Here is a 22,681-nt window from a genome sequence, read left to right as displayed (position 1 = left end):
AACCTTATGCACCAGGTTGTTGGCTCCGCGGCAGCGGACTGCTACAAAAACCGCATATCGTTAGAACGCTCGCCGGGATATGGATATGTCAACATATTCGTTCTGCATCGGGACTTCCCTTCGTAAGATGTTTCGACTCATCCATAACGAAAGGGACGTCATGACCGCCAACACCAAGCGCCGCCTGGCCCGCCTCCAACGACGACAGCAACAGGCACGCCGCCTGCAAACGTGCGCCCTGCTGGCCCTCTGCATGCTGCCGGTGGCGGCCGCCTTCGCCGCGCCCAGCGTGTTCCCGACGGGCGTCACCCGCTACGAACCGCAGAAGGCGTGGAACGGCTACGTGCTGTTCTCGGGCCAGGACAAGAAGACGCATTTGATCGACATGAACGGCAACGAGGTCCACCAGTGGGCGCAGGAAGGCTTTCCGCCCGTGCTGGTGGAACCGTCCAAAGCCGGCGGCGCGCGCGGCCGCGTGTTGCTGCAACTGGCGCAGCTGCCGGGCGTGCAGACCGCGGGCAATGGCCTCGGCAATGCCGCGATCGGCGAGCTGGATTGGGACGGCAAGGTCGTCTGGCGCTGGGGTGCGGCCGCGCAGGCGGCATACGGCGGCGCCGACACGACGACAAACGCTGCGCCGGGCGGCGCGGCGAAGCAGCACCACGACTGGGAGCGTCTCGCCAACGGCAACACGCTCGTGCTGGCGAACCTCGTGCATGACGTGAAGGGTTTCAAGGCGCCGCAGGTGCTGGACGACGTGCTGTACGAAGTCGACCCGCAAGGGAAGATCGTGTGGCGCTGGACGGCGTCCGACCACCTCGACGAATTCGGCTTTTCGAAAGCCGCGCTCGACCAGGTGCGCAACGCCGCGCCGCGCGAAGGCGCCAAAGCGGTCGACTACCTGCACACGAACAGCGCTCGCGCGCTGGGCCCGAACAAATGGTTCGACGGCGGCGACGCGCGCTTCGCGCCGGACAACGTGATCATCAGTTCGCGCCAGGCGAACATCGTCGCCATCATCGACAGGAAGACCGGCAAGGTCGTGTGGCGCCTCGGCCCCGATTTCGCGCCCACGGGCGGCAAGCTGCCGCGGCCCGTCGACCAGCTGATCGGCCAGCACGACCCGCACCTGATCGCGCCCGGCCTGCCCGGCGCCGGCAACCTGCTCGTGTTCGACAACCAGGGCGAGGCCGGCTACCCGATCGTCAGCCCCGGCATCTTCCCGCACTCGCGCGTGCTGGAGATCGACCCGGTGAAGCAAGAGATCGTGTGGGAGTACACCGCGGTGGACTCGAAGCAGACGCAGTGGAGCTTCTACAGCGCCTTCATCAGCAGCGCGCGCCGCCTGCCGAACGGGAACACCCTCATCGACGAAGGCATGAACGGCCGCATCTTCCAGGTCACGCCGCAGGGCGAGATCGTGTGGGAGTACGTCAGCCCGTTCTACGGCGATTCCGCCGTCGGCGGCAGCGGACGCACGGTGCGCACGAACTGGGTCTATCGCGCCCAGCCGGTGCCGTACGACTGGGTGCCAGCCGGTACGCCGCGCAGTGAGCGTCCGCTCGACACCGTCGCCAGCACGCGCTAACCCCTTTCACTTTTTGTAACGCCTGCGCCGCGTTCCCCGCGCGCCGCAGCGGCTTCGCTCATCCCGATTTTCATGACGTTCAAGGAGAACTACGTGTTTTACGCATCCGCAGCTCAGCACAAGACCAGGCGCCACGGGGCGCCGGCCGTTTCACGCACCACCATCGCGGCGGCGGCCATGATGATGTGCGCCGGATGCGTGTGGGCGCAGGAATCGGGACCAAACCCGGGGCCGAATGCCGCCGTCGCGCCGGTGCTCGTCGCCGCCGCCGATGCGGGCCCCGATCCCGCCGCCACGCAACCGCTGTCCGACACGATCCAGACGGTGCTCGTCTCCACCCGCCGCCGCGTCGAAAGCGCGCAGAGCGTGCCGACGCCGATGACGGTTCTGAACGGCGACGAGCTGGAAGCGAACCGCGTCTACCGCGCCCAGGACCTGCAGCAACTGCTGCCCAGCACGACGATCAACTACGTCCACGCCCGCCAGATGAGCTTTGCGGTGCGTGGGCTCGGCAACAACCCCGCCAGCGACGGTCTGGAAGGCAGCGTGGGCCTGTACCTCGACAACGTCTACCTCGCCCGCCCCGGCATGGCGGCGTTCGACGCGCTCGACATCGAACAGCTGGAACTGCTGCGCGGTCCGCAGGGCACGCTGTTCGGCAAGAACACGACGGCAGGCGTCGTGAACATCTCGTCGCGCAAGCCAACGCACGACGTCGAATCGCAGGCGGAACTCTCGGCCGGCAGCTATGGCTACGTGCAGGGCAAGCTGGTGCTGAACCGTCCCGTGACGGACGCCCTGGCGGCGCGCCTGTCCGTGTACCGCACGCAGGACGACGGCTATATCCGCAACCGCTACAACGGCACCCGCGTGCAGGGTGGCCTGCGCCAGGGCCTGCGCGCACAGGCCCTGTATGAACCGGGCAAGGACTTCAGCCTGCGCGTCATCGCCGACTACAACGAGGAAGACTCGAACAACGGCACGCTGATTTTTTATAACGCCGGCGCGACGGGCAAGTATCTCGCGCAGGCGGCCCTCGTCGGCGGGCATCCTGTCACGGATCCGGAAGATCGCGCGGTCACCCTCGACAACGGCTCGCACGTGAACGTGCACCAGGGCGGCGTATCGGCGGAAGCCAACTGGAACCTCGCCAACGCCGGCCGCATCACCTCGATCAGCGCGTGGCGCACCTGGAACTTCGTGCCGCACAACGACGACGGCCTCGACGTGCCGGTGACCCTGAACGTGGGCCAGTCCGCGAAGCACCGCCAGTTCACGCAGGAGCTGCGCTGGGGAAGCAGCCCGGGCGCGGTCGACACGGTCGCCGGTGCCTACTATTACTACCAGGAGCTGGAGAACAACGCGTTCGCCGTCAACGGTCCCCTCGCCGACCGCTTCAACGGCAATCCGGCCGGCGCGTGGAACGACGTCACCAGCAACTCGCCGGGCACGCTGCGCGTGAACAGCTACGCGCTGTTCGGCCAGGCCACGTGGCATGCGACCGACCGCTGGGACCTGACGGCCGGCCTGCGCGGCACGTACGAGGACAAGCGCGTGCGCGTCATCCGGTACGCGCCCGTCGGCCCGACGGTCACCGGCCCTGCCCTCACCGTGCGCAACGCGCGCTACGGCGCTTACGATTCCGGTCCGCTGGCGCTGCACCAGTCCAGCCCCAGCGCGCTGCTCTCGGCCGGCTACAAAGCGTGGGACGACGTCCTGTTGTACGCCAGCCTGTCGCACGGGGAGAAGTCCGGCGGCATCAACCTGCAGGTGCCCGGCGCGGCCGGCGCGGCGTCGCTGCTGGTCGGCGCCGAACGCGCCAACGCGGCCGAACTGGGCGTGAAAAGCACGCTGCTGAGCCGTCGCCTGCAGCTGAACGCGAACCTGTTCGCGACCGTCGTCCACGGCTACCAGAGCAATGCCTACGACCCGGCGACACGGACGTCGTACCTGACGAACGCCGGCGACGTGCGCACCCGCGGCATCGAGTTCGAGGCCCTCGCGATTCCCGTCCGTACCCTGCACATCCAGGCGAACGTGTCGTTCAACGACCCGCGCTACCTGACGTACAAGAATGCGCCGTGCGCACCGGAAGTGAATGCCGTGTCGTGCGATTTGTCCGGCCGCGACGCCCTCGTCAACGCGCCGCGCCGCACCGCGAACGTGGGCGCGCGCTGGGAGCTTCCGCTGGATGACGTGTGGCGCGCCTATGTGAACGGCAACGTGTCGTACCGCTCGTCGACCTACGGCACGCTGGACGCGTCGAAGTATTCGCGCATCCCGGCGTACGGCCTCGCCAACCTGTCCGCCGGCGTGCGCTCGAACGGCGAGCACGCGTGGGACGTGCAGCTGTGGGCCCGCAACCTGTTCGACCGCCAGTATTACACGAGCATGTGGAACGGCACGTTCGGCTCGTACAACGCCGTCATCGGCACGCCGCGCACGATCGGCGCGACGGCCCGTCTCGATTTCTAGGCAAGGAACCATCATGAGCAAAACCGACCAGAAACGCCGCGCCGTCATCAAGGGCCTCCCCGCCCTCGCCCTCGCCCTCGCCCCGCAGGCACTGTTCGCGGCCGACCGCAAGGACCGGAAGCCGAACATCGTGTTCATCCTCGCGGACGACCTGGGTTACGCCGACCTGGGCGTCTACGGCAACACGGATTTCGCCACGCCGAACCTCGACCGCCTGGCCGCGCAGGGCGTGCGCTTCACGCAGGCCTACGCCAATTCCGCCGTGTGCTCCGCCACGCGTTTCGGCCTGATCACGGGCCGCTACCAGTACCGCCTGCGCGGCGGGCTGGAAGAGCCGATCGCCGGAGCGTCGAAGACCATCGGCCTGCCGCCGCAGCACCCCACGCTGCCGTCGCTGCTGAAGAAGGCGGGCTACCGCACCGCGCTGTTCGGCAAGTGGCACCTGGGCTACCTGCCCGTGTTCGGTCCCCTCAAGAGCGGCTACGACGTCTTCTTCGGCAACTACGGCGGCGCCATCGACTACTTCACGCACAAGCCGGGCGTCGGCCCCGAGGTGCCGGAAGACCTGTACGAAGGCGAAGTCCCCGTGCACAAGGTCGGCTATTACACCGACCTGCTCGCTGACCGCGCCACGGAATACATCGGCCAGCAGGATGGGAAGCAGCCGTTCTTCCTGTCGCTGCACTTCACGGCGCCGCACTGGCCGTGGGAAGGTCCGGGCGACGAAGCCGTGTCGCGCGACATCGGCAACATCTTCCACTACGACGGCGGCGACCTGGTCACGTACGGCAAGATGGTGACGGGGCTCGATACCGCGATCGGCCGCGTGCTCGACGCGCTACGGCACAAGGGCCTCGCCGACGACACGATCGTCATCTTCACGAGCGACAATGGCGGCGAGCGCTTCTCGAAGACGTGGCCGTTCAGCGGCCAGAAGACGGAACTGCTGGAAGGCGGCATCCGCGTGCCCGCGATCGTCCGCTGGCCGCGCCGCCTTGGCGCCGGCAAGACGACGGACCAGGTCGCGATCAGCATGGACTGGCTGCCGACGCTGCTCGCCGTGGCCGGCGGCGCGCCCGATCCGGCCTACCCGCCCGACGGCCAGGACCTGCTGCCCGTGCTGACGGGCCAGCGCGCGCCCGGCGAGCGGACGCTGTTCTGGCGCTACAAGGCGAACGCCCAGCGCGCCGTCCGTTCGGGCAACTGGAAATACCTGCGCCTGAACGGCAACGACTTCCTGTTCGACGTGGCCAATGACCAGCGCGAGCGCGCCAACCTGGCGCAGCGCCATCCGGACGTATTCGACAAGCTGAAGGGGGAATGGGAGAGCTGGAACGCGAGCATGCTGCCGATCACGCCCGACGTGCGCACGCACGGCGTGAACGGGAAGGTGCAGGCCGACCACTACCACGCGGACGGTTCGGACTGATCTGAAAATCATGACAGGCGCACAATGCTTCGGTGTATACTGAAACGTCTCGTCCCGCTGCCGGGGGTGTGCACATGAAACTGTCGCTCTCGTTCCCGACCAAGATCAGTTATTCCCTGGTCATCCTGCTGTTGCTGGCGACGCCGCTGTTACTGGTCTGGCAGCACTACGGCATGACCAGCACCCTCGAGATCTCCCCGCAGCATCCGCATGACGTCAAGGTGGTCGACGACAGGGACAAGACCCGCGGCATCGACGCGAACGGCAATTCGGTCGGCTCGCTGTCGATCACCCCGGACGCCATCGTGATGCGCTGCCACCTGGGATCGGCCGCCATGTATCCGTTCTGCAGCCTGCAGTTCCAGTTGGGCGACCCCGTCAAGGGGATCGACATGTCCCGATACGACACGATGTCGTTCGACGTGCGCTATTCGGGACGAGGCCGGCATCTCATCAAGGTGCATCTGATGAACTTCGAGCCCGATATTTCCTCGGTCAACGAATGGAACTCGCAACGGTTCAACGAAGTGCAGCTCCAGTTGCCGACACAGCCCAGGTTTACGATCCCGATGAATGCGCTGCGCACGGCGGACTGGTGGCGCAGCTCGCGCGAGATACCCCTGTCCAAGAGCTATGTCCGCCTCGACCATGTCACGGCGCTGGAAGTCGCGACCGACAACGTTCCGAAGGATCAGACGATCACGGTCGAGGTACGGTCGATCAGGTTCACCGGCAAATGGATCTCCAAGACAACCCTGCTGACGGGGCTGGTCATTGCCTGGATCGCGTGCGGCATTCTCGGCTTGTCGCTCGGCCTGCTGCACTTCCGCTCCAGTCTCTCCGTGACCCGGCTGCGCCTGGAACAACTGGCTGCCGTCGACCGCGAACGCAAGGCGGCGGAGGCGGCCCGCGAGGCGGCGCTGGCCGAGGCGGTCGGCCTCGCGCGCCAGCGCAGTAACTTTCTCGCGCAGATGAGTCACGAACTGCGCACGCCGCTCAACGCCATCATCGGCTACGCGCAATTGCTCAAGCGCGAACGGCTCCCGCTGAACGAACGACAGGCCGCGGGCCTCGCCACCATCCACGAGAGCGGCCAGCACCTGCTCACCCTGATCAACGACATACTGGACCTGGCACGGGTCGAGGCGGGCAAAATGGTCCTGCATCCGGCCGCCATGCATCTCGGCGCGTTCCTGCAGGTGGTCGTCGACATCATGCGGGTCAAGGCGGAGGAAAAAGGCCTGTCGTTCCACTACGAACCGGCGGCCGACCTGCCGGAAGCCGTGACGATCGACGAGACACGCTTGCGCCAGGTGCTGCTCAACCTGCTGGGCAACGCGGTGAAGTTCACCGATCGCGGTTCAGTCGCGCTGCGGGTGCTGCGCGCGCCTTCCGTCCCCAGGGACGATGCCTGCGTGCGGCTGCACTTCGAAGTCGCCGACAGCGGCATCGGCATGAGCGCGCAGCAGCTCGCACGTCTGTTCCAGCCCTTCGAACAAGTGGGCGACGCGCAGCGGCACGCGGCCGGCACGGGCCTGGGCCTGGCCATCAGCCAGCAACTGGTGCGCCTGATGGGCGGCACCATCCAGGTGGCCAGCGAGCCCGCCAAGGGCAGCACGTTCTCGTTCGAACTCGCCGTACCGGCCGCGGCCGGCACCCCGGCCGTCGTGCCGTCGCTGGACCACATCGTCGGTTACCAGGGCGAGCGCAAGCGCTTGCTGATCGTCGACGACGTGCCGCAGAACCGCGCGATGCTGGTGGACCTGCTGCAGGAGACCGGGTTCGTCGTGGCCGCGGCGTCGAACGGACTGGAGTGCCTGGTGCTGCTCGACAGCTTCAAGCCCGACCTGATCGTGATGGACGTCATGATGCCCGTCATCGACGGCAACGAGACAACGCGGCGAATCCGTCGGATGCCGGGATGGGGCGAGATACCGATCGTCGCCGTGACGGCCAGCGTCAGTCCGGACGACGAACGGAAATCCCGCGAGGCCGGCGCCAATGCGTTCCTCGGCAAACCGGTGAACCTCGAGATCCTGCTCGACACCATCGGCACACTGCTATCGCTGCACTGGATCAGCGAGCAACGAGGGCCCGAACCGGACGCACAGGCCGGATTCGTCGTCCCGCCGGCCGAGGAAATCGACATCCTGTGGCAACTGGTGCGCATCGGCAGCATGCGCGAAGTCCGGGAGCGGGCCGACCACCTGCAGGCGCTCGATCCGGCCTATGCCCCGTTCGCGGCGCGACTGCACGTGCTGGCGCAGGGCTACCATTCGAAGAACCTGGCGGCCTTCGTGGCGCGCTACCGGACCGAAGACACGGTGCCGCCGGTGTGACGCCGGTCCGATCACTCGTGATCGGCATCGTCCCTGTCGTCGCGGCCCAGCAACTCGCTGGACCACTCCTGCCAGGTACAGTTGGGGCAACGCCGCCACAACAGGATCAGGAAAAACGTCGCGCAACCGAATGCCAGCACGATCGCGTGCAACGCAAGATCCGGTTCGAGCCCATAGAGTAAATCCAGCATGGCGCACCTACCTTCCTGGCGGAATCATTCATGGCGATACCGCATGATTCCACTGTAGACCAAGCAGGTGGCCGTGTCCAGCGCACGCCGAAGGCGTGCTCAAGGCACCTCGAAAAACCGTCGCGAGCGGCAGCAATGTTGTCCGAGAAGCGCAGCTGTACGAGTAGTACAGCGAGCATCGCAGGACGACAGTGCAACGCGCAGCGGGTTTTTCGACGTGCCTGTCAAATGGGTTTCAGGAACAGGCCGACGGTGAGCGCGATGCCGATGCACACGATGGCGACGCGCAACGCCTTCTCGTTCACGCGGTGCAGCGCCCATGCGCCCAGCAAGCCGCCGATGACGGCCCCCGCCGCCAGCACGCCGCACTGCAGCCAGTGCAGGTCGGCCGACGTCAGGAACAGGACGACGGCCGACGCATTCATCACGCCGGCGAGCACGTTTTTCGTGGCGCCGGCATTGCGCGCGGCGAGGCCCGCCATCGTCAGCGCGGCCAGCATCAGGATGCCGATGCCGCCGCCGAAATAGCCGCCGTAGACGGCGATCAGGAATTGCGCGACCGCCGTCGCCGCGGGTCCGAGGTGCACGGCGCCCGCCGCGCCGGGCTTGCGGAAGAAGCTCCCCCACGTGAACAGGGCCGTCGCGAACAGCACGAGCCACGGCACGAGCCGCGCGAACACGGCCGGCGACGTGTGCAGCAACAGCAATCCACCCGCCGCGCCGCCGGCGATGCTCAACACGAACAGCGCCCAGAACGGCAGGCCGCCCGCGCCGCTGACCAGCTTGCGGCCGGCGTATCCGGACGTGATCTGCGCGGGGAACAGCGCGACGGTGGACGTGATGTTCGCGGCGAGCGGCGACATGCCGGACACGATCAGCGCCGGCAAGGTGACGAACGAGCCGCCGCCCGCCAACGCGTTCTGCACGCCGGCCCACAGCCCGGCCAGGAAGACGAGCAGCAGCATCATGGTGCGGCTCCGTATCGATGGTCGTTGGCTGGGCGGTGTGGTGTCGGCATGGCGCGGCGGTGAGCTGGACGGAAGCCCATCTTACACCGCGCCCCTTGCCGACGTCAGTGGCCGCCCTTCTCGCCGTTCTTGTGACCGTGGTCGCCGCCCTTGTCCGGGCCGTGGGCGGGGGCCGCGTGCGGCTGCGGCGCCGGTTGCTGGTGCGGCGAGGGCTTCGGTGCGGGCGGCGCTGGCGGCTGCGGTCGCGGTGCCGGCTGCGGATGGGATGCAGGCTGCGGATGCGGATGCGGTGCGGGCTGCGCATGCTGCGCAGGCGGCTGCGGGCGCGCGGCCGGCTGGGGATGCGGCGCCTGCAGCGCCACCCGCTGCGGCACGGGCGCGCGCGGCGCGTCGTGCACTACCGGTTGCGGTGCCGGACCGTGCGCCGGCGGAGCATGCCGGATTGCCTGCTGCGGTTCGCCGCCATGCATCGGGCGCGGCGCCTGCGGTTGCGCCGTCACGCCATGTGCGGCAACGCGCGGCTCGTCCGCGAGCCCGCCCCGGCCCGCGTGCGGCGGCTGCGGACGGCCCGCCTCCGCCGCCGTCGCGCCTGCGCCGCTACCGCCACGCGCGGCCAGTTGCGCGGTGTTCCGCGGGCCGTGCACATCCGGCGGCGCGACTGGCGGGCGCACGGCGAGCGGCGGTGCTTCGTGGACGGGTCGGCCGGCCGGCCCGGGCAGCGGCACGGCGGCCGTTTGCGGCCCATGGCCAGCCGGCCGTCCACCCTGCGCCATCAGGTGCCCGGCCGGCGCGGCGCCAGGCACGGGACCACGCGCCGGCTGCGGCGTCACCGGCTTGCCGAGCGCGGGACGCAGCACGCGCAGCGGCACCGGCCCGTGCCCGGCCACGCGCGCATCCGGACGCGCCGCCGGGCCAGGCCCGTGCCCGAAGCCGTGCGCCGGCAACGCCCGCGTCACCGCGACGCGCTGCAGCACGGATCCCGGCGGCAGGCGACCGGGGGCCGTGCCGATCCGGCTTTGCGGCAGAGGCCGCGCCTGCGGCGCCGCCAGCACCGGCGCGGCACGGGCCACGCCGGGCGGCAGCAGCAGGCCGGCGCGCGCCGTCGGCGCGGCCTGCGCGAACTGCCGCGCGGGCATCGCCACGATCGCGCCGGGCACGCCGCGGTTGCGGTAGTTGATGTTCGTGATGTTGTCGACGATGGTCGTCTGCCGGATCACGGTATTGGTCACGTTGACGTTCGTGATGTACGTCGGGCTCGCGTGGTACGGCGGCCGGTATGGCTCGTGCGGCGCGAGCGGGAACCAGCCGACGCCGGGATCGGAGCGGCCGCCGAACGCCAGCACGGTCCCGACGAACGCCACCAGCGCAGGAGCGTACACGGGTTGCGCGCGCGCGGGCGCCGGCACCCAGGCCCACGTGTCGGGCGTGCGAATCCAGCGGCCGTAGTGCGACACGGCGTAACCGTAAGGCTGGTCATCGATCCACGTCCAGCCCCACGGATCGATCCACGCCCAGTGTCCCGCGTGATACGGCGCCCAGTTGCGGGGCGCGCGGTCCGGTACCCACACGGTGCCGTAGTCGGGCATGGTGCGCCAGCTGCCGTAGTCGTCGAGGTCTTCGAAGCCGACGACGCCCTGCGGCACGTAGCGGCGTGCGATGGCGCGCTCGTAGCGCTGGTCGCGCGCCAGCGCCCAGCGGTCGAATTCATCCGGCGGCGCGGCCGGGAGCAGCACGTAGTTGTCCAGGTCCTGGCCGCCGAAGCGATAGCCCTGCCCCGGCGCGAGCGACAGCGACGTGCCGTCGCCGTACACGTCGCCGGCGCCGTTCAGCACCGTCACGTCCGTCGTGCTGCCGTCCGGCGCGACGGCGAGCCGGTAGTCGCCGGCCTCGCGCGCGACGAAGGCGAGATTCGGCGTATCCACCTCGGCGGTCTCGCCCGGCGCCAGGCGGCGCACATGCAGGTCGATGCGGCCCTGCGACACCTGCAGTTGCGTCGTGCGTTCATCGGCCGCGAGCACGGTCAGCAAGGTGCCCGCGTCCATGCGCGCGACGGCGGCGCCGAACTGGGCTTCGTCGCGCCCGCCGGCGTCCGTCCACAGGCGGTCGCCCGCGACGAGGGGCCGGTTGAGCGGCGCCTGCGCCCAGTCGGTGGCACCGGCGGGAGACAAGCTGACGGGGCCGGCGAGGTAGGCGATGCGGCCCACGCGCGCGGGCGGATCCTGCGTTTGCGCGGAGGCCGTCGCCGCGCCGAGGAGCAGGCCGAAGGCGATGGCCGGCCGGAGGAAGTTCGAAGCGCTCATGATCGTCGGTACAACGTGGGAATGATGCCCGATCATAGTCCCGGCGCCGCGCGCGCACGGTACGCTGTCACACCGTGTTACAGAAGTTGCAATGCAGCTCAGCGCACGAGGGCCGGATACGTGAACGCGATGAAGTGGACGGCGTTCAGCGCGAAGTGCGTGAGGATCGCGCCTTCGATGCGCCCGGAACGCAGGTACGCGGCGGCATAGCCGAAGCCCGCCAGCGTCGCGAACAGCACGAGCAGCGGGCCGCCGGCGGCGTGCGCTAGCCCGAACAGCAAAGTCGATACGACCACCGCGACGGCCACGCCGTAACGCCTTCCCTCCATGCCGCGCGCCAGGCCGCCGAGCAGGTAGCCGCGGAAGAAGGCCTCCTCCGTCACGCAGGTGATCAAGAGGTTATTGACGAGGAACCAGGAGGTCCACGGCAGCCATTTGACGTCCGGCCGCACCACGCCGAGCAGCAGGCCCGCACCGAGGACGACGACGAGCGTCGCCGCCAGCACGGGCAGCGTACGGCGCAGCATCGGCAGCCAGTCGGCACGCGCGCGGATCGGCGCGCAGAACACGCCCATCAGCACGATGCCGGCGATGGCCTTGTCGAAGTTCGCGTACAGCGTGAACGGCGGCGCGCCGGCCGACACCTGCGCATGGTCGACCAGCAGCGGATTGTGAAAGCCCGGCAGCCGGTGCAGCGCCAGCAGCAGAGCGCACACGCCCGTCAGCACGAGCAGCGGGATGCGGACCGAAGCCCGGCCGGCCGCGCGCGCGCCGAACGCCAGCGCGAGGTAGAACAAGGTGACGGCGAGGCCGATCGCGTCGAGCACCCCGGCGGCCTTCGCGACCGCGCACGCCAGCAGCACGCCCGCGCACCACGCCCAGTCGCGATTCCCCCGCACTGCGGGCGCCGGCACCCACAACGCCAGTACGGCCAACGCCAGCGCAGCGCACGCCGCCATGAGACCGGGAGCGCCCGCCATGGATCAGCCGTGCGAACGTTTGTGCATCTGCTTGTGCATGCGGCGCAGGCTGAGCCATACGAGGCCCGCCACGACGGGCACCAGCGCGCCCGTGAGCAGGTCCGGATTGACCGGCATGCCGAGACTCTTGAGGCCCTTGCCCGCATAGCCGAGCAGGCCCACGACGTAGTACGAGATCGCCGCGACCGACAAGCCCTCGACGGCCTGCTGCAGGCGCAGTTGCTGGGCGGCGCGGCGGTCCATCGATTGCAGGATTTGCCGGTTCTGGTTTTCCTGGACGATGGAGACGCGGGTGCGCAGCAGGTCGTTGACGTTGGCGATGCGGCGCGCCAGCGCTTCCTGGCGCGCGGCCGTCGATTCGCACGTGTTCATCGCCGGCGTCAGGCGGCGGTCCATGAATTCCTCCACGGTCGGCACGCCTTCGATGCGGGCCTCGCGCAATTCCTCGATGCGCGCCTTCACGAGGCGGTAGTACGCTTTCGATGCCGAGAAGCGGTAACCGTTGTCGAGCGAAAGCTTTTCCAGGCGCGCCGCGAGCTTCGTGATCTGTGCCAGCAGGTCCTGGTCGCCGGCGACCGCCTCGCCCGCGACCATGCGCTCGGCCAGCGTGGCCAGTTCGGCCTCGATATCGTCCAGCGCGTTGGACACGGTGCGCGCGGCCGGCAGGCCGAGGAGCGCCATCATGCGGTAGGTGTCGATCTCCAGCACGCGCTGCGCGAGGCGGCCGGCCTGCTGCGCGCGCATCTCCACGTCGCGCAGCACGAAGCGCGAGAAGCCGTCGGACTGGATCGCGAAATCCGTCCACACCTCGCCGCCCTGCATGACGCGCGAGCCGACCAGGTTGTTGCTGGCGAAGCCGTCCTGCAGCGTGGCCGGATCGGCGGCGCCGCGCTCCAGCAGCACGTGCGCGGCGGACATCAGGCGGCCGTGCAGGCCGAGGATCCACGCCTGCGGCAGGTGCGCGAGCGGCATGCGCGCGAACGCCTCGGCGAGCGGCAGCCCGGGCGCGATCTTTTCCGTAAACGTGTACGTGGCGAACTCCGTGTGGCGTTCCCACTTGAGGCGGAAACGGCCGAAGTCGTGATAGAAGTGATTGGCCGTCACGTTCGGCGCCGCGACGCCGAAATGCCCGCACAGCGCGGCGAGCAGTGCATGCTGGTTGGGACCGTGCTCGCTGCGCGATCCGGCCTCGTTGGCGCGGTACACGGCGAGGTGGGTGATGGCTTCGGGCGCTTCCAGCCGGAGGAAGGGACGCGAATGGATTTCGGCGGCCAGCGGAATGCGCTGGGCGTGGCTCAGGCTTGGATATGCGGTCGTCATGGTTCGATTCGTCGGCTCGGCAATATTTCCCATTGTACATGCGTATGCACAGCGCTGGAACGGCGCCGACCCCAACCTTGACCGAATAAAGTTCAGCACGCGGCAAAACCACCAACGCAGTCAGCCCAAATGACCGTTTTGGTCCGACCACTTGCAACATTATCCCGACCAAACTAAGATGCGATCTTGGCAATCGCCTCCACTTTTTCCTGGACTGACACAATGAGAAAAATGCCCGCGCCACCCGATGCGATTGCGACCGAGCCGCGACTGTATCGCGTGGTGTCGAGCCGGATCGAAGCGCTGATCCGGGAAGAGAACGTCAAGCCGGGCGAGCGCCTGCCCGCCGAGCGCGACCTGGCCACGAAGCTGGGCGTCTCGCGCACCTCGCTGCGCGAAGCGCTGATCGCGCTGGAACTGGGCGGCGTCGTCGAAGTGCGCGGCGGCTCCGGCGTGTACGTCAGCGAACAGGCGGCGTTGCCGACCGCGCGCCCGGCGGCCGGTCCCGGTCCGTTCGAGGTGCTCGCCGCGCGCCGCATGATCGAGGTCGAGGTCGCGGCGCTGGCCGCGAAGAATGCGACGCCGGCGGCCGTCGATGCGATCCTCGTCGCCGTCGAGCAGATGGAGCAGAACCAGGACAACCTGGGCGAGAACGAATCGGCCGACCGCAATTTCCACCTCGCGATCGCGCGCGCGGCCGGCAACAGCGCCCTCGTCGGCGTGATCGAATACCTGTGGGCCCAGCGCGGCAGCCTCTGGCACAAGCTGACGGAGCACTTCCAGACCGAGGAACTGCGCCAGCTGACGCTCCTCGACCACCGCGCGATCCTGGCCGCCATCGCCTCGCACGACGTGGCCGGCGCCCGCTCGGCCATGCGCGCGCACCTCGACCGCGTGACGCGCACCTTCTCGCGCGGCTGAGCATGGAGATCTGGGTCGACGCCGATGCCTGCCCGGCCGTCATCAAGGACATCCTGTTCCGCGTGGCCGACCGCGTACAGCTGAACGTCACGCTCGTGGCCAACCAGTTGATCCGCGTGCCCGGCTCGCGCTTCATCCGCGCGCTGCAGGTGCCTGCCGGCGCGGACGCGGCCGACGCCGAAATCGTGGCGCGCGTGCAGCCCGGCGATATCGTGGTTACGGGCGACATTCCCCTCGCCGCCCTCGTGCTGGACAAGGGCGGCCTGCCATTGAATCCGCGCGGCGAGTGGTACACGAAGGACACCATCGCGCAGCAGCTCACGATGCGCGCGTTCATGGACGAATTGCGCAGCAGCGGCGTCGACACGGGCGGACCAGCCGCGTTCAGCCAGGCGGACCGGCAGCGGTTCGCGAATGCGCTCGACCGCGAACTGGCGAAGCGCGCGCGGCCCGGCCCCGCCTCATAGAAAGCCGAACAGCTTCTTGCCCGCGTTCGGCCGGCGCGCATCGATCATGTCGTCGATGTGCTTCTTGTCGAAGCGCTCCAGCAGTTTCTCGGCGCCGGCACGCAGCTTCAGCGCCAGTTCCTCCTTGTAGAGCGGGATGACCGCGAAGAACGCGATCTCCTTGGCGGCGTCGATACGCAGCCGGTGGAAGCCGTCCGGCACGCTGATCGACGGCAGCAGGATGCAGCCGTCGAACCGGACGTCCGCCGCGTACGGCTCCGCCGGGTCGCCGTTCGGCACCGTGTGGCCCCAGCCCAGCCACGTGTCGTACTTGTGCGGCAGCCGGGCCAGCGTCTTGAGCAGCCGGACGGGCCAGTACCAGCGCTCGTCCTCGAACGATTCCTTGTCCAGCTTCCAGTCCGGCGGGAGCGTGATCATCAGCTCGGCGTGGCGCGGGACGTCGGCGTCCGGCGGCGTCGCCATCGGCAGGTCGCTCATGCCGGACGTGACCAGCCGGATGAACGGGTAGGCCTCCGTCGGCTTCACGATATGGACGTCGATGTGCACCGTGTCGGACACCAGTTCATGGAACACGCAATCGACGGGCCCGAGGTGGCGGTCGATGTGGTCCGAAATCTGCTGCAGGCAAATCTCGCCCTGCGGCGGCGTCCACGGCGTGCTTTCCGTGTGGTGGTAGATCGGATCGCCGTGCAAGGACACGACGTTGCTGGCTCGGTATGCGCTCATCGCGGCCCCCTCGAATGCTGACCCGACGAGTCTAGCAGCGCTGACGCCGCGAAAATGCGCGCATTTCCACTTACGCGGCCGCTTCCGGTTGCCGCAGCGTGTCCACCGCCCGCGCCACCGACGACGCGTGCGCGCACATCGTCTCGGCCGCATCCGCGCTCTGCCCGACCAGCTCGGCCGTCTGCCGCGTCGTCAGCTCGATTTCGCGGATCGAATCGCGCACCTGCTCGATGCCGTCGCGCTGTTCCTGGCTCGCGCCCGAGATCGCGGTCATGATGCCGGCCACGCGCTGTACCGAGCCGACGATCTGGTGCATCGCCTGCCCCGCTTCGTCCACCAGCCGGCCGCCCGCGTCCACGCGCACGACGGAGTCGCCGATCAGTTGGCGGACTTCCTTGGCCGCCTGCGCGCTGCGCTGGGCGAGGCTCCGCACTTCGCCCGCCACGACGGCGAAACCGCGCCCCTGCTCGCCCGCGCGCGCCGCCTCGACGGCCGCGTTCAGCGCGAGGATGTTGGTCTGGAAGGCGATGCCGTCGATGACGTTGACGATGTCCTGCACTTCGCGCGAACTGGAGCGGATAGCTTCCATCGTCTGCACGACGTCCGCGACGACGTCGCCGCCCTTCACGGCCAGCGCGGAGGCCGACGCCACCAGCTCGTCGGCCAGCGCCGCGTGGTCGACGTTGCGCTTGACGGTGGCCGTCAGGTGGTCGACCGCGGCCGCGGCCTGTTCCAGCCGCGCGGCCTGCGCCGCAGCGCGCGCGGACAGGCCGGCGCTGCCCGCCGCCACCGCGCTGGACGTCTGCGTGATCAGGTCCATGTCGCGCGCCACCTGGTCCGCGCTGCTGCGCATCGCCCGCAAGGTGGCGTGCAGGGTGCCGGCGCTCGCCGCGACGGCCGTCGTCTCGCGCTGCAGGCGGACGGCCAGGTACGACAACACGGCCGCCTCGACGACGACGTACGCGGCGTGCAGCAGCACGATGCCGATGCCCGGATGCGTGAAGCACAGCGTCGGATAGCCCCATTCCTGCAGATAGTTGAACGTGAGGTGGTGGACGGCGGCCGTGCCCGCGGCGGCGATGATGACGCGCCAGTCCTGGTAGCAGACGAGGAAGGCGAGCAGGACGAAGATTCCGAAATGCAGCTCCGTCATGCCGTGTGCCTGGTGGATGTTCAGCGCGCAGAACAGCATCAGCGCGACCGCGACGGACAGCCGCGCGGCGAGGCTGCCCGGCGCGGCCGCGATCAGCGCGCTCGGCACGAGGGCGAGCGGCAGGCCGGCGGCGACGGCCAGTAGCAGCGAGTCGTACACGAGCCCCAGCGCCAGCGACGTGGCGGCAAGCGCCCACAGGACGGCGAGGAACAGTTTGTCGGCGTTGTTGGCGTGGTCGGCCCTGGCGCCGGATGAGGTCGGATGCATTTTGTGACTTTCCTAGTTATTTATCCGTAACACATTGATTTTGCTGGTCTATTGACGCAGCAACGTTCAATGATATTGGGAAATTTTTATTGGATTCTTGCAGATTGTCACAACGCCATGACTGGCCCCAAACGATGTGCCGCTTTCCCTCATCAAGACGCGGAAAAACAACAAGACCCGCCGCCGGACCGGGTTTAGCCTTCCAGGCATGAAAAAAATCTCGATCATCGACTCGCACACCGGCGGCGAACCGACCCGGCTCATCGTCGACGGCGGCCCGGACCTGGGCAACGGCCCGCTGTCCGAACGGCTCGCGCGGATGCGCGCCGACCACGACCACATCCGCACGGGCACCGTGTGCGAACCGCGCGGTTCGGACGTCCTCGTGGGCGCGCTGCTGTGCGAACCGCATGCGCCCGACTGCGCGGCGGGCGTCATCTTTTTCAATAACGTCGGGTACCTGGGCATGTGCGGACATGGCACGATCGGCCTCGTCGTGTCGCTGGCCTACCTCGGCCGCATCACGGCCGGACGCCACCGCATCGATACGCCCGTCGGCGTCGTGACGGCCGAGCTGCACGCGGACGGTTCCGTGAGCATCGACAACGTGCCGTCGTACCGGACGCGCAAGGACGTCCACGTCGATGTCGCGGGCCATGGCACCGTGCGCGGCGACGTCGCGTGGGGCGGCAACTGGTTCTTCCTCATCAAGCACCATGCGCTCCACATCGCCCCGGCCAACATCCCGGCGCTGAAGGCGTTCGCGCAAGCCGTCATGGCAGCGCTGGCCGCGCAAGGCATCGCGGGAGACGGCGGCGCGCCGATCGACCACGTGGAACTGTTCGCCCCATCTCTCAACGCCGACAGCCGCAACTTCGTGCTGTGCCCCGGCAAGGCGTACGACCGCTCGCCCTGCGGCACGGGCACCAGCGCGAAACTGGCTTGCCTGGCCGCGGATTGCGATCTGGAACAGGGCGCCGTGTGGCGCCAGGAGAGCATCATCGGCAGCGTGTTCGAAGGCAGCTACCGCCGCGCGGGCGATACCGTCGCGCCGACGATCCGCGGCACGGCCTGGGTCAGCGCCGAGTCGACGCTGCTGTTCGACGAAGGCGACCCATTCGCATGGGGCATTCCCGTCTAGTCCTGCTTCATCTGCCGCCCGTACTCGGTCGGGCTCATGCCCACGTACGACTTGAACTGGCGGCTGAACGCGCTGTGGTCCGTGTAGCCGCATTCGTACGCGATCTCCGCGATCTTCGCGCCCGGATCCTGTTCGATCAGGGTGCGCGCGGCCGCCAGCCGGCATTGCACGAGCAGCTGCCGCGGCGAATGCTGGAACACTTTCTGGAACAGCCGTTCCACGCGCGACAGCGACAGCCCCGCTTCCTCCGCCAGCGCCTTCAGCGAGATATTCTCCCGATAGTTGTCGCTGATGTGCTGCGCGATCCGCGCGATCTGCCGGTACGCCGGGTGCAGGTCGTCCAGCAAACCGAGGTCCTGCGACGTGCCGATCAGGCCGACGACGCCGCCATCCTTGCCGAACAGCGGTATCTTCTTCGTGATGCACCACCCGCGGCTGCGGCCGGGGTAGATGTGCAGTTCGAGCTGCTTGTCGATTGCCGTCCCGCTGGCGATGACTTGCCGGTCCTGCGCGAGATACGTCTCGGCCAGCGCGCGCGGGAACAGTTCCAGCGCCGTCTTGCCGAGCACATCCTTCTTGTGCCGAACTCCGCAGCGCCGCACCATGGTGCGGTTGATGCTCACATAACGGCCGTCCCGGTCCTTGACGAAGAATGCGACGTCGCCGAGCGCGTCGAAGATCGCTTCCACGGCCTGCATGCCGATGGTGTCGATGGCCCGGATGGTAGTGTCGTCGATCATATTGTCCTCCCCGACGCCAATATAGGCGGCTTGCGCCGGCATGGCAAACGGCGGCCGGGCGCTGTGCCGATTTCGGCTTCCCCGGCGAGCGCTTCACGCAAGACCCCGCCGCCAAACAGGCCTAGCATGAGACCTTTCAAGCAAAGGAGACTAACCCCATGTGGAAAGGTGTTCTTCCCGCCGTCACCACCAAGTTCGACGAGGACGGTGCGCTCGACCATGACGAAATGCTGCGCTGCTTCCGCATCCAGATGGACGCCGGCGTGGATGGCCTCATCGCCTGCGGTTCGCTGGGCGAGGGACCGATGCTGTCGCACGACGAACGCATCGACGTCCTGAAACTCTGCAAGGAAGCGGCCGGCACGAAGCCCGCGCTGCTGACGGTCGCGGAAGCGTCCACGCGGGATGCATGCGCGCTGGCGCAGAAGGCGGCCAGGGCGGGCGCGGACGGCCTGATGGTCGTCCCGAGCACGATCTACCACACGGACCCGCGCGAGACGGTAGCCACGCTGCGCGCCATCGCGCAGGCCGGCGACCTGCCGGTCATGATCTATTCGAACCGCCTCGCCTACCGCGTCGACGTGACCGTCGAGATCATGGAAGAACTGGCGGACGATCCCCGTTTCGTCGCCGTCAAGGAATCGTCGGACGACATCCGCCGCAGCACCGACATCATCAACCGTTTCGGCGACCGCTTCGACCTGTTGACCGGTGTCGACAACCTCGCGTTCGAAGCGCTGACGGTGGGCGCGCAGGGCTGGGTCGCCGGCGTGGGCCTCGCGTTCCCCGAGGAGACCGTGGCGATCTGGCGCCTGGTCCAGGCCAGGCGCTACGACGAGGCGCTGCGCATCTACCGCTGGTTCCGCCCCCTGCTGGACCTGGACGTGTCGACTTACCTCGTCCAGAACATCAAGCTCGCGGAAGCGATCGCGATCGGTTCGAACGAGCGCGTGCGCGCGCCGCGCCTGCCGCTGGCCGGCGAGCGCCGCGCGAAGGTGGAGCAGACGATCCGCGCCGCCATCGCCAACCGCCCCGCCCTGCCCGCGCTGGCGTGAAGCATCCGGACGTGATCGTCGTCGGCGCCGGCATCGTCGGCGCGGCCTGCGCGGCGGAGCTGCAGGCGCTCGGGCGCGACGTGCTGCTCGTCGATGCGAACCACCCAGGCAACGGCGTGACGGCGGCCGGCATGGGCCACCTCGTCGCGCTCGACGAGACGGACGATGAACTCGACCTGTGCCTGCTGTCGCTGGCGCGCTGGGACGAGTACCTGTCCACCCGCGCCGGCCTCGCGGAACACGTCCGCTGCGGCACCCTGTGGGTCGCCGAGGACGATGCCCAGATGGCCCAGGCGCGCGTCCGCGCCGGGCGCCTGGCGCGGCGCGGCTGGGATGCGGCCGAACTGTCCGGTGTCCAGCTCGCGCGCGCGGAACCCGCGTTGCGCGCGGGCCTCGCGGGCGGCGTGCGCGTCGCGCGCGACGGCGTCGTGTACCCGCCCGCCGTCGCGCGCAACCTCGCCGGCACGCTCGTCGCGCTGGGCGGGCGGACGCGCTTCGGCACGGCCGTCGCCCGCGTCGACGACGGCAGCGTCACGCTGGCCGACGGCGAACGCATCGCCGCGGGCGACGTCGTCGTCGCGACGGGGACCGCCGTCACGCGGCTGCTGCCGGACATTCCGATCTTCCCGCGCAAGGGCCATCTCGCCATCACGGCGCGCTACCCGCGGCGGCTGTCGCACCAGGTCGTGAGCATGGATTATGGGCAAACCGAGGGCCAAACGGAAGCCGGCGGCGACGCCCTCGCCGTCGCGGCGAATGTCCAGCCGCGCATCACGGGCCAATGGCTGATCGGATCCTGCCGCCAGGACGGGATCGCGCATGCGGACGTCGATCCGCGCGTGCTGGCGCGCGTGCTGCGTTCGGCCATCGCGCTGCTGCCCTGTCTCGCGGACATGAAAATCATCCGCAGCTGGACCGGCATGCGGCCCGCGACCTACGACGGGCGGCCCGTCATCGGCCGCCATCCGACGCTTGATCGCGTGTGGCTTGCCGCGGGCCACGAAGGTCTCGGCGTCACCACCGCGTTCGGCACCGCGCAACTGCTGGCGGACCTGATGCTGGGCCGGCCCGCTTCCATCGCCGCCGCCCCTTATTCACCGTCGAGGTTCGCCCATGTCCCCGCCTGATTCCCTGAGCCGCGTGCTGGTCGACGGCGTCGCGGTCACCGTCCCGAGCGGCGTCACCGTCGTCGCGGCGCTCGTCGCCGCCCGGTCGCTGTGCACGCGGCGTTCGGTCACGGGACAGCCCCGGTTCGCGTTCTGCGGCATCGGCCAGTGCCAGGAATGCCGCGTGACCGTCGACGGCTGCGCCAACCAGCTGGCGTGCAGGACGATCTGCGCGGACGGCATGACCATCGACACGGGAGGCGACTGGTGAAGACCGTATTGCACATCGTCGGCAGCGGTCCGGCGGGACTGTCCGCGGCACGGACCGCCCTCGACGCCGGCGCAAGGATCTGCCTGATCGACGACAATCATGCGCCGGGCGGCCAGATCTGGCGCGGCGGCCCCGCGCGCTGGACCGACGCCCGCGCACGCAGCGCGTGGACTGCCCTGCGCGGCCACCCGGATTGCACCGTGATGCAGGGGACCCAGGTCATCGGCAGCGTGGACGCCAGCACGCTGCTCGTGGAGACGGGCGGACGCGGCGCCGCCGTCCCGTTCGAGCGCCTCGTGCTGTGTTCGGGCAGCCGCGAACTGTCGCTGCCGTTCCCCGGCTGGACGCTGCCGGGCGTCACGAGCGTGGGCGGGCTGCAGGCGCTGATCAAGGGCGGCATGCCGGTGTGCGGACGCCGCGTCGTGGTCGCCGGCACGGGGCCGCTGCTGCTGGCGGCGGCGTCGACGGCGCTGCGCGCGGGTGCGCACGTGGCCGCGATCGTCGAACACCAGCCGTGGTCGCGCCTGTCGGCCTTCGGGCTCGGACTGCTGCCGCGGCACGGGAAAAAGTTCCTGCAGGCGGCGTCGCTGTTCGCCGAACTGCGGGGCATCCCGTACGTGACGGGCGCCACGCTCGTCGCGGCGCACGGAGAAGGCACGGTGCGCTCGGCGGTCGTCCGGGCCGGCGGCAAGGAAGTCGAGTATGCCTGCGACTTCCTCGCTGCGGGTTTCGGCCTCGTCCCGAACACGGACCTCGCGCGCGCACTCCGGTGCGACGTCGTCGACGGCGCGATCCGCGTCGACGATGCGCAGCGGACGAGCCGCACGGACGTCTGGGCCGCGGGCGAATGCACGGGCATCGGCGGCGTCGACAAGGCCGTCGCCGAGGGCCGCATCGCGGCGCTGGCCGCGCTGGGCCTGCCCCCGTCCGGGCGCGACCTGCCGCTGCGGCGCGCATCGCACGCGTTCGCGGCGCTGCTGGCGCGCACGTTCGCGCCGGACGAGTCGCTGCGGGCGATGTGCGGCCCGGAGACGATCGTGTGCCGCTGCGAGGACGTGACCCAGGCCCGCCTGCTGCCGCACCGCGACTGGCGCGAAGCGAAACTGGCGACCCGCGTCGGCATGGGGCCATGCCAGGGCAAGACCTGCGGCGCGGCGTGCGCCTTCCTGTTCGGGTGGTCCCACGAGGATGCCCGGACACCCATCATGCCCGCGACCGCGCGGGCGCTGTCGGACTTTGAATGA

At 69.1% G+C, this 22,681-nt stretch carries 19 protein-coding genes; 11 read left to right on the top strand and 8 right to left on the bottom strand.

Annotation, left to right across the window (positions count from 1 at the left end; genetic code table 11):
- Positions 1-160 precede the first annotated feature (160 nt).
- From ACL58G_RS18065 to ACL58G_RS18050, 4 genes are all read left to right on the top strand, one after another.
- The gene (locus ACL58G_RS18065) at positions 161-1,588 is read left to right on the top strand and encodes an arylsulfotransferase family protein (protein WP_440962675.1); all 1,428 of its coding nucleotides are present in this window, start codon (positions 161-163) and stop codon (positions 1,586-1,588) included.
- Positions 1,589-1,681: 93 nt separating this feature from the next.
- On the top strand, positions 1,682-4,063 hold the full coding sequence (locus tag ACL58G_RS18060; RefSeq protein ID WP_440962674.1) for a TonB-dependent receptor: 2,382 nt from the start codon (positions 1,682-1,684) through the stop codon (positions 4,061-4,063).
- A 13-nt stretch (positions 4,064-4,076) separates the two neighbouring features.
- Entirely contained in the window at positions 4,077-5,492 is a 1,416-nt protein-coding gene (locus tag ACL58G_RS18055; RefSeq protein WP_440962673.1) for a sulfatase family protein, read from the top strand.
- A 74-nt stretch (positions 5,493-5,566) separates the two neighbouring features.
- The gene (locus ACL58G_RS18050; RefSeq protein ID WP_413385853.1) at positions 5,567-7,831 is read left to right on the top strand and encodes an ATP-binding protein; all 2,265 of its coding nucleotides are present in this window, start codon (positions 5,567-5,569) and stop codon (positions 7,829-7,831) included.
- Positions 7,832-7,842: 11 nt separating this feature from the next.
- On the opposite strand, the gene ACL58G_RS18045 is transcribed toward ACL58G_RS18050, so the two are convergent.
- The 5 genes from ACL58G_RS18045 to ACL58G_RS18025 form a co-directional block, all read right to left on the bottom strand.
- Positions 7,843-8,022, bottom strand: coding sequence for a hypothetical protein (locus tag ACL58G_RS18045; protein ID WP_413385852.1), 180 nt, complete (start codon positions 8,020-8,022; stop codon positions 7,843-7,845).
- A 224-nt stretch (positions 8,023-8,246) separates the two neighbouring features.
- A complete protein-coding gene (locus tag ACL58G_RS18040) occupies positions 8,247-8,987 on the bottom strand; it encodes a sulfite exporter TauE/SafE family protein (RefSeq protein ID WP_413386004.1) in 741 nt (246 codons plus the stop codon).
- Positions 8,988-9,094: 107 nt separating this feature from the next.
- Positions 9,095-11,290, bottom strand: a complete 2,196-nt coding sequence (locus tag ACL58G_RS18035; protein WP_440962672.1) for a DUF6600 domain-containing protein — start codon at positions 11,288-11,290, stop codon at positions 9,095-9,097.
- A gap of 98 nt (positions 11,291-11,388) precedes the next feature.
- Complete coding sequence (locus ACL58G_RS18030; RefSeq protein ID WP_440962671.1) at positions 11,389-12,270, bottom strand: lysostaphin resistance A-like protein; 882 nt, start codon at positions 12,268-12,270, stop codon at positions 11,389-11,391.
- 3 nt (positions 12,271-12,273) lie between these two features.
- The gene (locus tag ACL58G_RS18025) at positions 12,274-13,590 is read right to left on the bottom strand and encodes a DUF3422 family protein (RefSeq protein WP_413345120.1); all 1,317 of its coding nucleotides are present in this window, start codon (positions 13,588-13,590) and stop codon (positions 12,274-12,276) included.
- 231 nt (positions 13,591-13,821) lie between these two features.
- Here ACL58G_RS18025 and ACL58G_RS18020 point away from each other — a divergent pair, with 231 nt between their 5' ends.
- Complete coding sequence (locus tag ACL58G_RS18020; RefSeq protein WP_413385849.1) at positions 13,822-14,511, top strand: FadR/GntR family transcriptional regulator; 690 nt, start codon at positions 13,822-13,824, stop codon at positions 14,509-14,511.
- A 2-nt stretch (positions 14,512-14,513) separates the two neighbouring features.
- On the top strand, positions 14,514-14,978 hold the full coding sequence (locus tag ACL58G_RS18015) for a YaiI/YqxD family protein (RefSeq protein ID WP_440962670.1): 465 nt from the start codon (positions 14,514-14,516) through the stop codon (positions 14,976-14,978).
- On the opposite strand, the gene ACL58G_RS18010 is transcribed toward ACL58G_RS18015, so the two are convergent.
- Together ACL58G_RS18010 and ACL58G_RS18005 are read right to left on the bottom strand one after the other, a co-directional pair.
- Positions 14,973-15,704 (bottom strand): suppressor of fused domain protein, encoded by a 732-nt coding sequence (locus ACL58G_RS18010; RefSeq protein ID WP_440962669.1) that lies wholly within the window; start codon positions 15,702-15,704, stop codon positions 14,973-14,975. The two genes, ACL58G_RS18015 and ACL58G_RS18010, sit on opposite strands and share 6 nt — an antisense overlap.
- A gap of 70 nt (positions 15,705-15,774) precedes the next feature.
- Complete coding sequence (locus ACL58G_RS18005; protein WP_440962668.1) at positions 15,775-17,124, bottom strand: methyl-accepting chemotaxis protein; 1,350 nt, start codon at positions 17,122-17,124, stop codon at positions 15,775-15,777.
- 208 nt (positions 17,125-17,332) lie between these two features.
- Between ACL58G_RS18005 and ACL58G_RS18000 the strand changes: the two genes are divergently transcribed.
- Positions 17,333-18,265, top strand: a complete 933-nt coding sequence (locus ACL58G_RS18000) for a 4-hydroxyproline epimerase (RefSeq protein ID WP_440962667.1) — start codon at positions 17,333-17,335, stop codon at positions 18,263-18,265.
- Here the strand turns inward: ACL58G_RS18000 and ACL58G_RS17995 are convergent.
- Positions 18,262-19,005: a helix-turn-helix domain-containing protein gene (locus ACL58G_RS17995; RefSeq protein ID WP_440962666.1), complete on the bottom strand. Its 744-nt coding sequence runs from the start codon at positions 19,003-19,005 to the stop codon at positions 18,262-18,264. The two genes, ACL58G_RS18000 and ACL58G_RS17995, sit on opposite strands and share 4 nt — an antisense overlap.
- A 158-nt stretch (positions 19,006-19,163) precedes the next feature.
- Here ACL58G_RS17995 and ACL58G_RS17990 point away from each other — a divergent pair, with 158 nt between their 5' ends.
- The 4 genes from ACL58G_RS17990 to ACL58G_RS17975 are packed head-to-tail and all read left to right on the top strand — an operon-like array spanning position 19,164 to position 22,681.
- A complete protein-coding gene (locus ACL58G_RS17990) occupies positions 19,164-20,060 on the top strand; it encodes a dihydrodipicolinate synthase family protein (protein WP_440962665.1) in 897 nt (298 codons plus the stop codon).
- Entirely contained in the window at positions 20,057-21,187 is a 1,131-nt protein-coding gene (locus ACL58G_RS17985) for an NAD(P)/FAD-dependent oxidoreductase (RefSeq protein ID WP_440962664.1), read from the top strand. Before ACL58G_RS17990 ends, ACL58G_RS17985 begins: the two co-directional genes overlap by 4 nt.
- Positions 21,174-21,437, top strand: a complete 264-nt coding sequence (locus tag ACL58G_RS17980) for a 2Fe-2S iron-sulfur cluster-binding protein (protein WP_440962663.1) — start codon at positions 21,174-21,176, stop codon at positions 21,435-21,437. The genes ACL58G_RS17985 and ACL58G_RS17980 overlap by 14 nt, the downstream gene beginning before the upstream one ends.
- Positions 21,434-22,681: an FAD-dependent oxidoreductase gene (locus tag ACL58G_RS17975; protein WP_440962662.1), complete on the top strand. Its 1,248-nt coding sequence runs from the start codon at positions 21,434-21,436 to the stop codon at positions 22,679-22,681. The genes ACL58G_RS17980 and ACL58G_RS17975 overlap by 4 nt, the downstream gene beginning before the upstream one ends.

The sequence above is a fragment of the Massilia sp. GER05 genome, assembly GCF_052056005.1.
Classification (GTDB): Bacteria; Pseudomonadota; Gammaproteobacteria; order Burkholderiales; family Burkholderiaceae_D; genus Telluria; species Telluria orientalis.
Note: the sequence above shows the minus strand (reverse complement) of the source record. Positions and strands in the feature narration are given on the sequence as shown.

Bases quoted from the DNA above. Each gene is read 5' to 3' on its own strand.
- ACL58G_RS18065 (WP_440962675.1), top strand. From the start codon at position 161: ATGACCGCCAACACCAAGCGCCGCCTGGCCCGCCTCCAACGACGACAG.
- ACL58G_RS18055 (WP_440962673.1), top strand. From the start codon at position 4,077: ATGAGCAAAACCGACCAGAAACGCCGCGCCGTCATCAAGGGCCTCCCC.
- ACL58G_RS18050 (WP_413385853.1), top strand. From the start codon at position 5,567: ATGAAACTGTCGCTCTCGTTCCCGACCAAGATCAGTTATTCCCTGGTC.
- ACL58G_RS18045 (WP_413385852.1), bottom strand. From the start codon at position 8,022: ATGCTGGATTTACTCTATGGGCTCGAACCGGATCTTGCGTTGCACGCG.
- ACL58G_RS18040 (WP_413386004.1), bottom strand. From the start codon at position 8,987: ATGCTGCTGCTCGTCTTCCTGGCCGGGCTGTGGGCCGGCGTGCAGAAC.
- ACL58G_RS18035 (WP_440962672.1), bottom strand. From the start codon at position 11,290: ATGAGCGCTTCGAACTTCCTCCGGCCGGCCATCGCCTTCGGCCTGCTC.
- ACL58G_RS18030 (WP_440962671.1), bottom strand. From the start codon at position 12,270: ATGGCGGGCGCTCCCGGTCTCATGGCGGCGTGCGCTGCGCTGGCGTTG.
- ACL58G_RS18025 (WP_413345120.1), bottom strand. From the start codon at position 13,590: ATGACGACCGCATATCCAAGCCTGAGCCACGCCCAGCGCATTCCGCTG.
- ACL58G_RS18020 (WP_413385849.1), top strand. From the start codon at position 13,822: ATGCCCGCGCCACCCGATGCGATTGCGACCGAGCCGCGACTGTATCGC.
- ACL58G_RS18015 (WP_440962670.1), top strand. From the start codon at position 14,514: ATGGAGATCTGGGTCGACGCCGATGCCTGCCCGGCCGTCATCAAGGAC.
- ACL58G_RS18010 (WP_440962669.1), bottom strand. From the start codon at position 15,704: ATGAGCGCATACCGAGCCAGCAACGTCGTGTCCTTGCACGGCGATCCG.
- ACL58G_RS18005 (WP_440962668.1), bottom strand. From the start codon at position 17,124: ATGCATCCGACCTCATCCGGCGCCAGGGCCGACCACGCCAACAACGCC.
- ACL58G_RS18000 (WP_440962667.1), top strand. From the start codon at position 17,333: ATGAAAAAAATCTCGATCATCGACTCGCACACCGGCGGCGAACCGACC.
- ACL58G_RS17995 (WP_440962666.1), bottom strand. From the start codon at position 19,005: ATGATCGACGACACTACCATCCGGGCCATCGACACCATCGGCATGCAG.
- ACL58G_RS17990 (WP_440962665.1), top strand. From the start codon at position 19,164: ATGTGGAAAGGTGTTCTTCCCGCCGTCACCACCAAGTTCGACGAGGAC.
- ACL58G_RS17980 (WP_440962663.1), top strand. From the start codon at position 21,174: ATGTCCCCGCCTGATTCCCTGAGCCGCGTGCTGGTCGACGGCGTCGCG.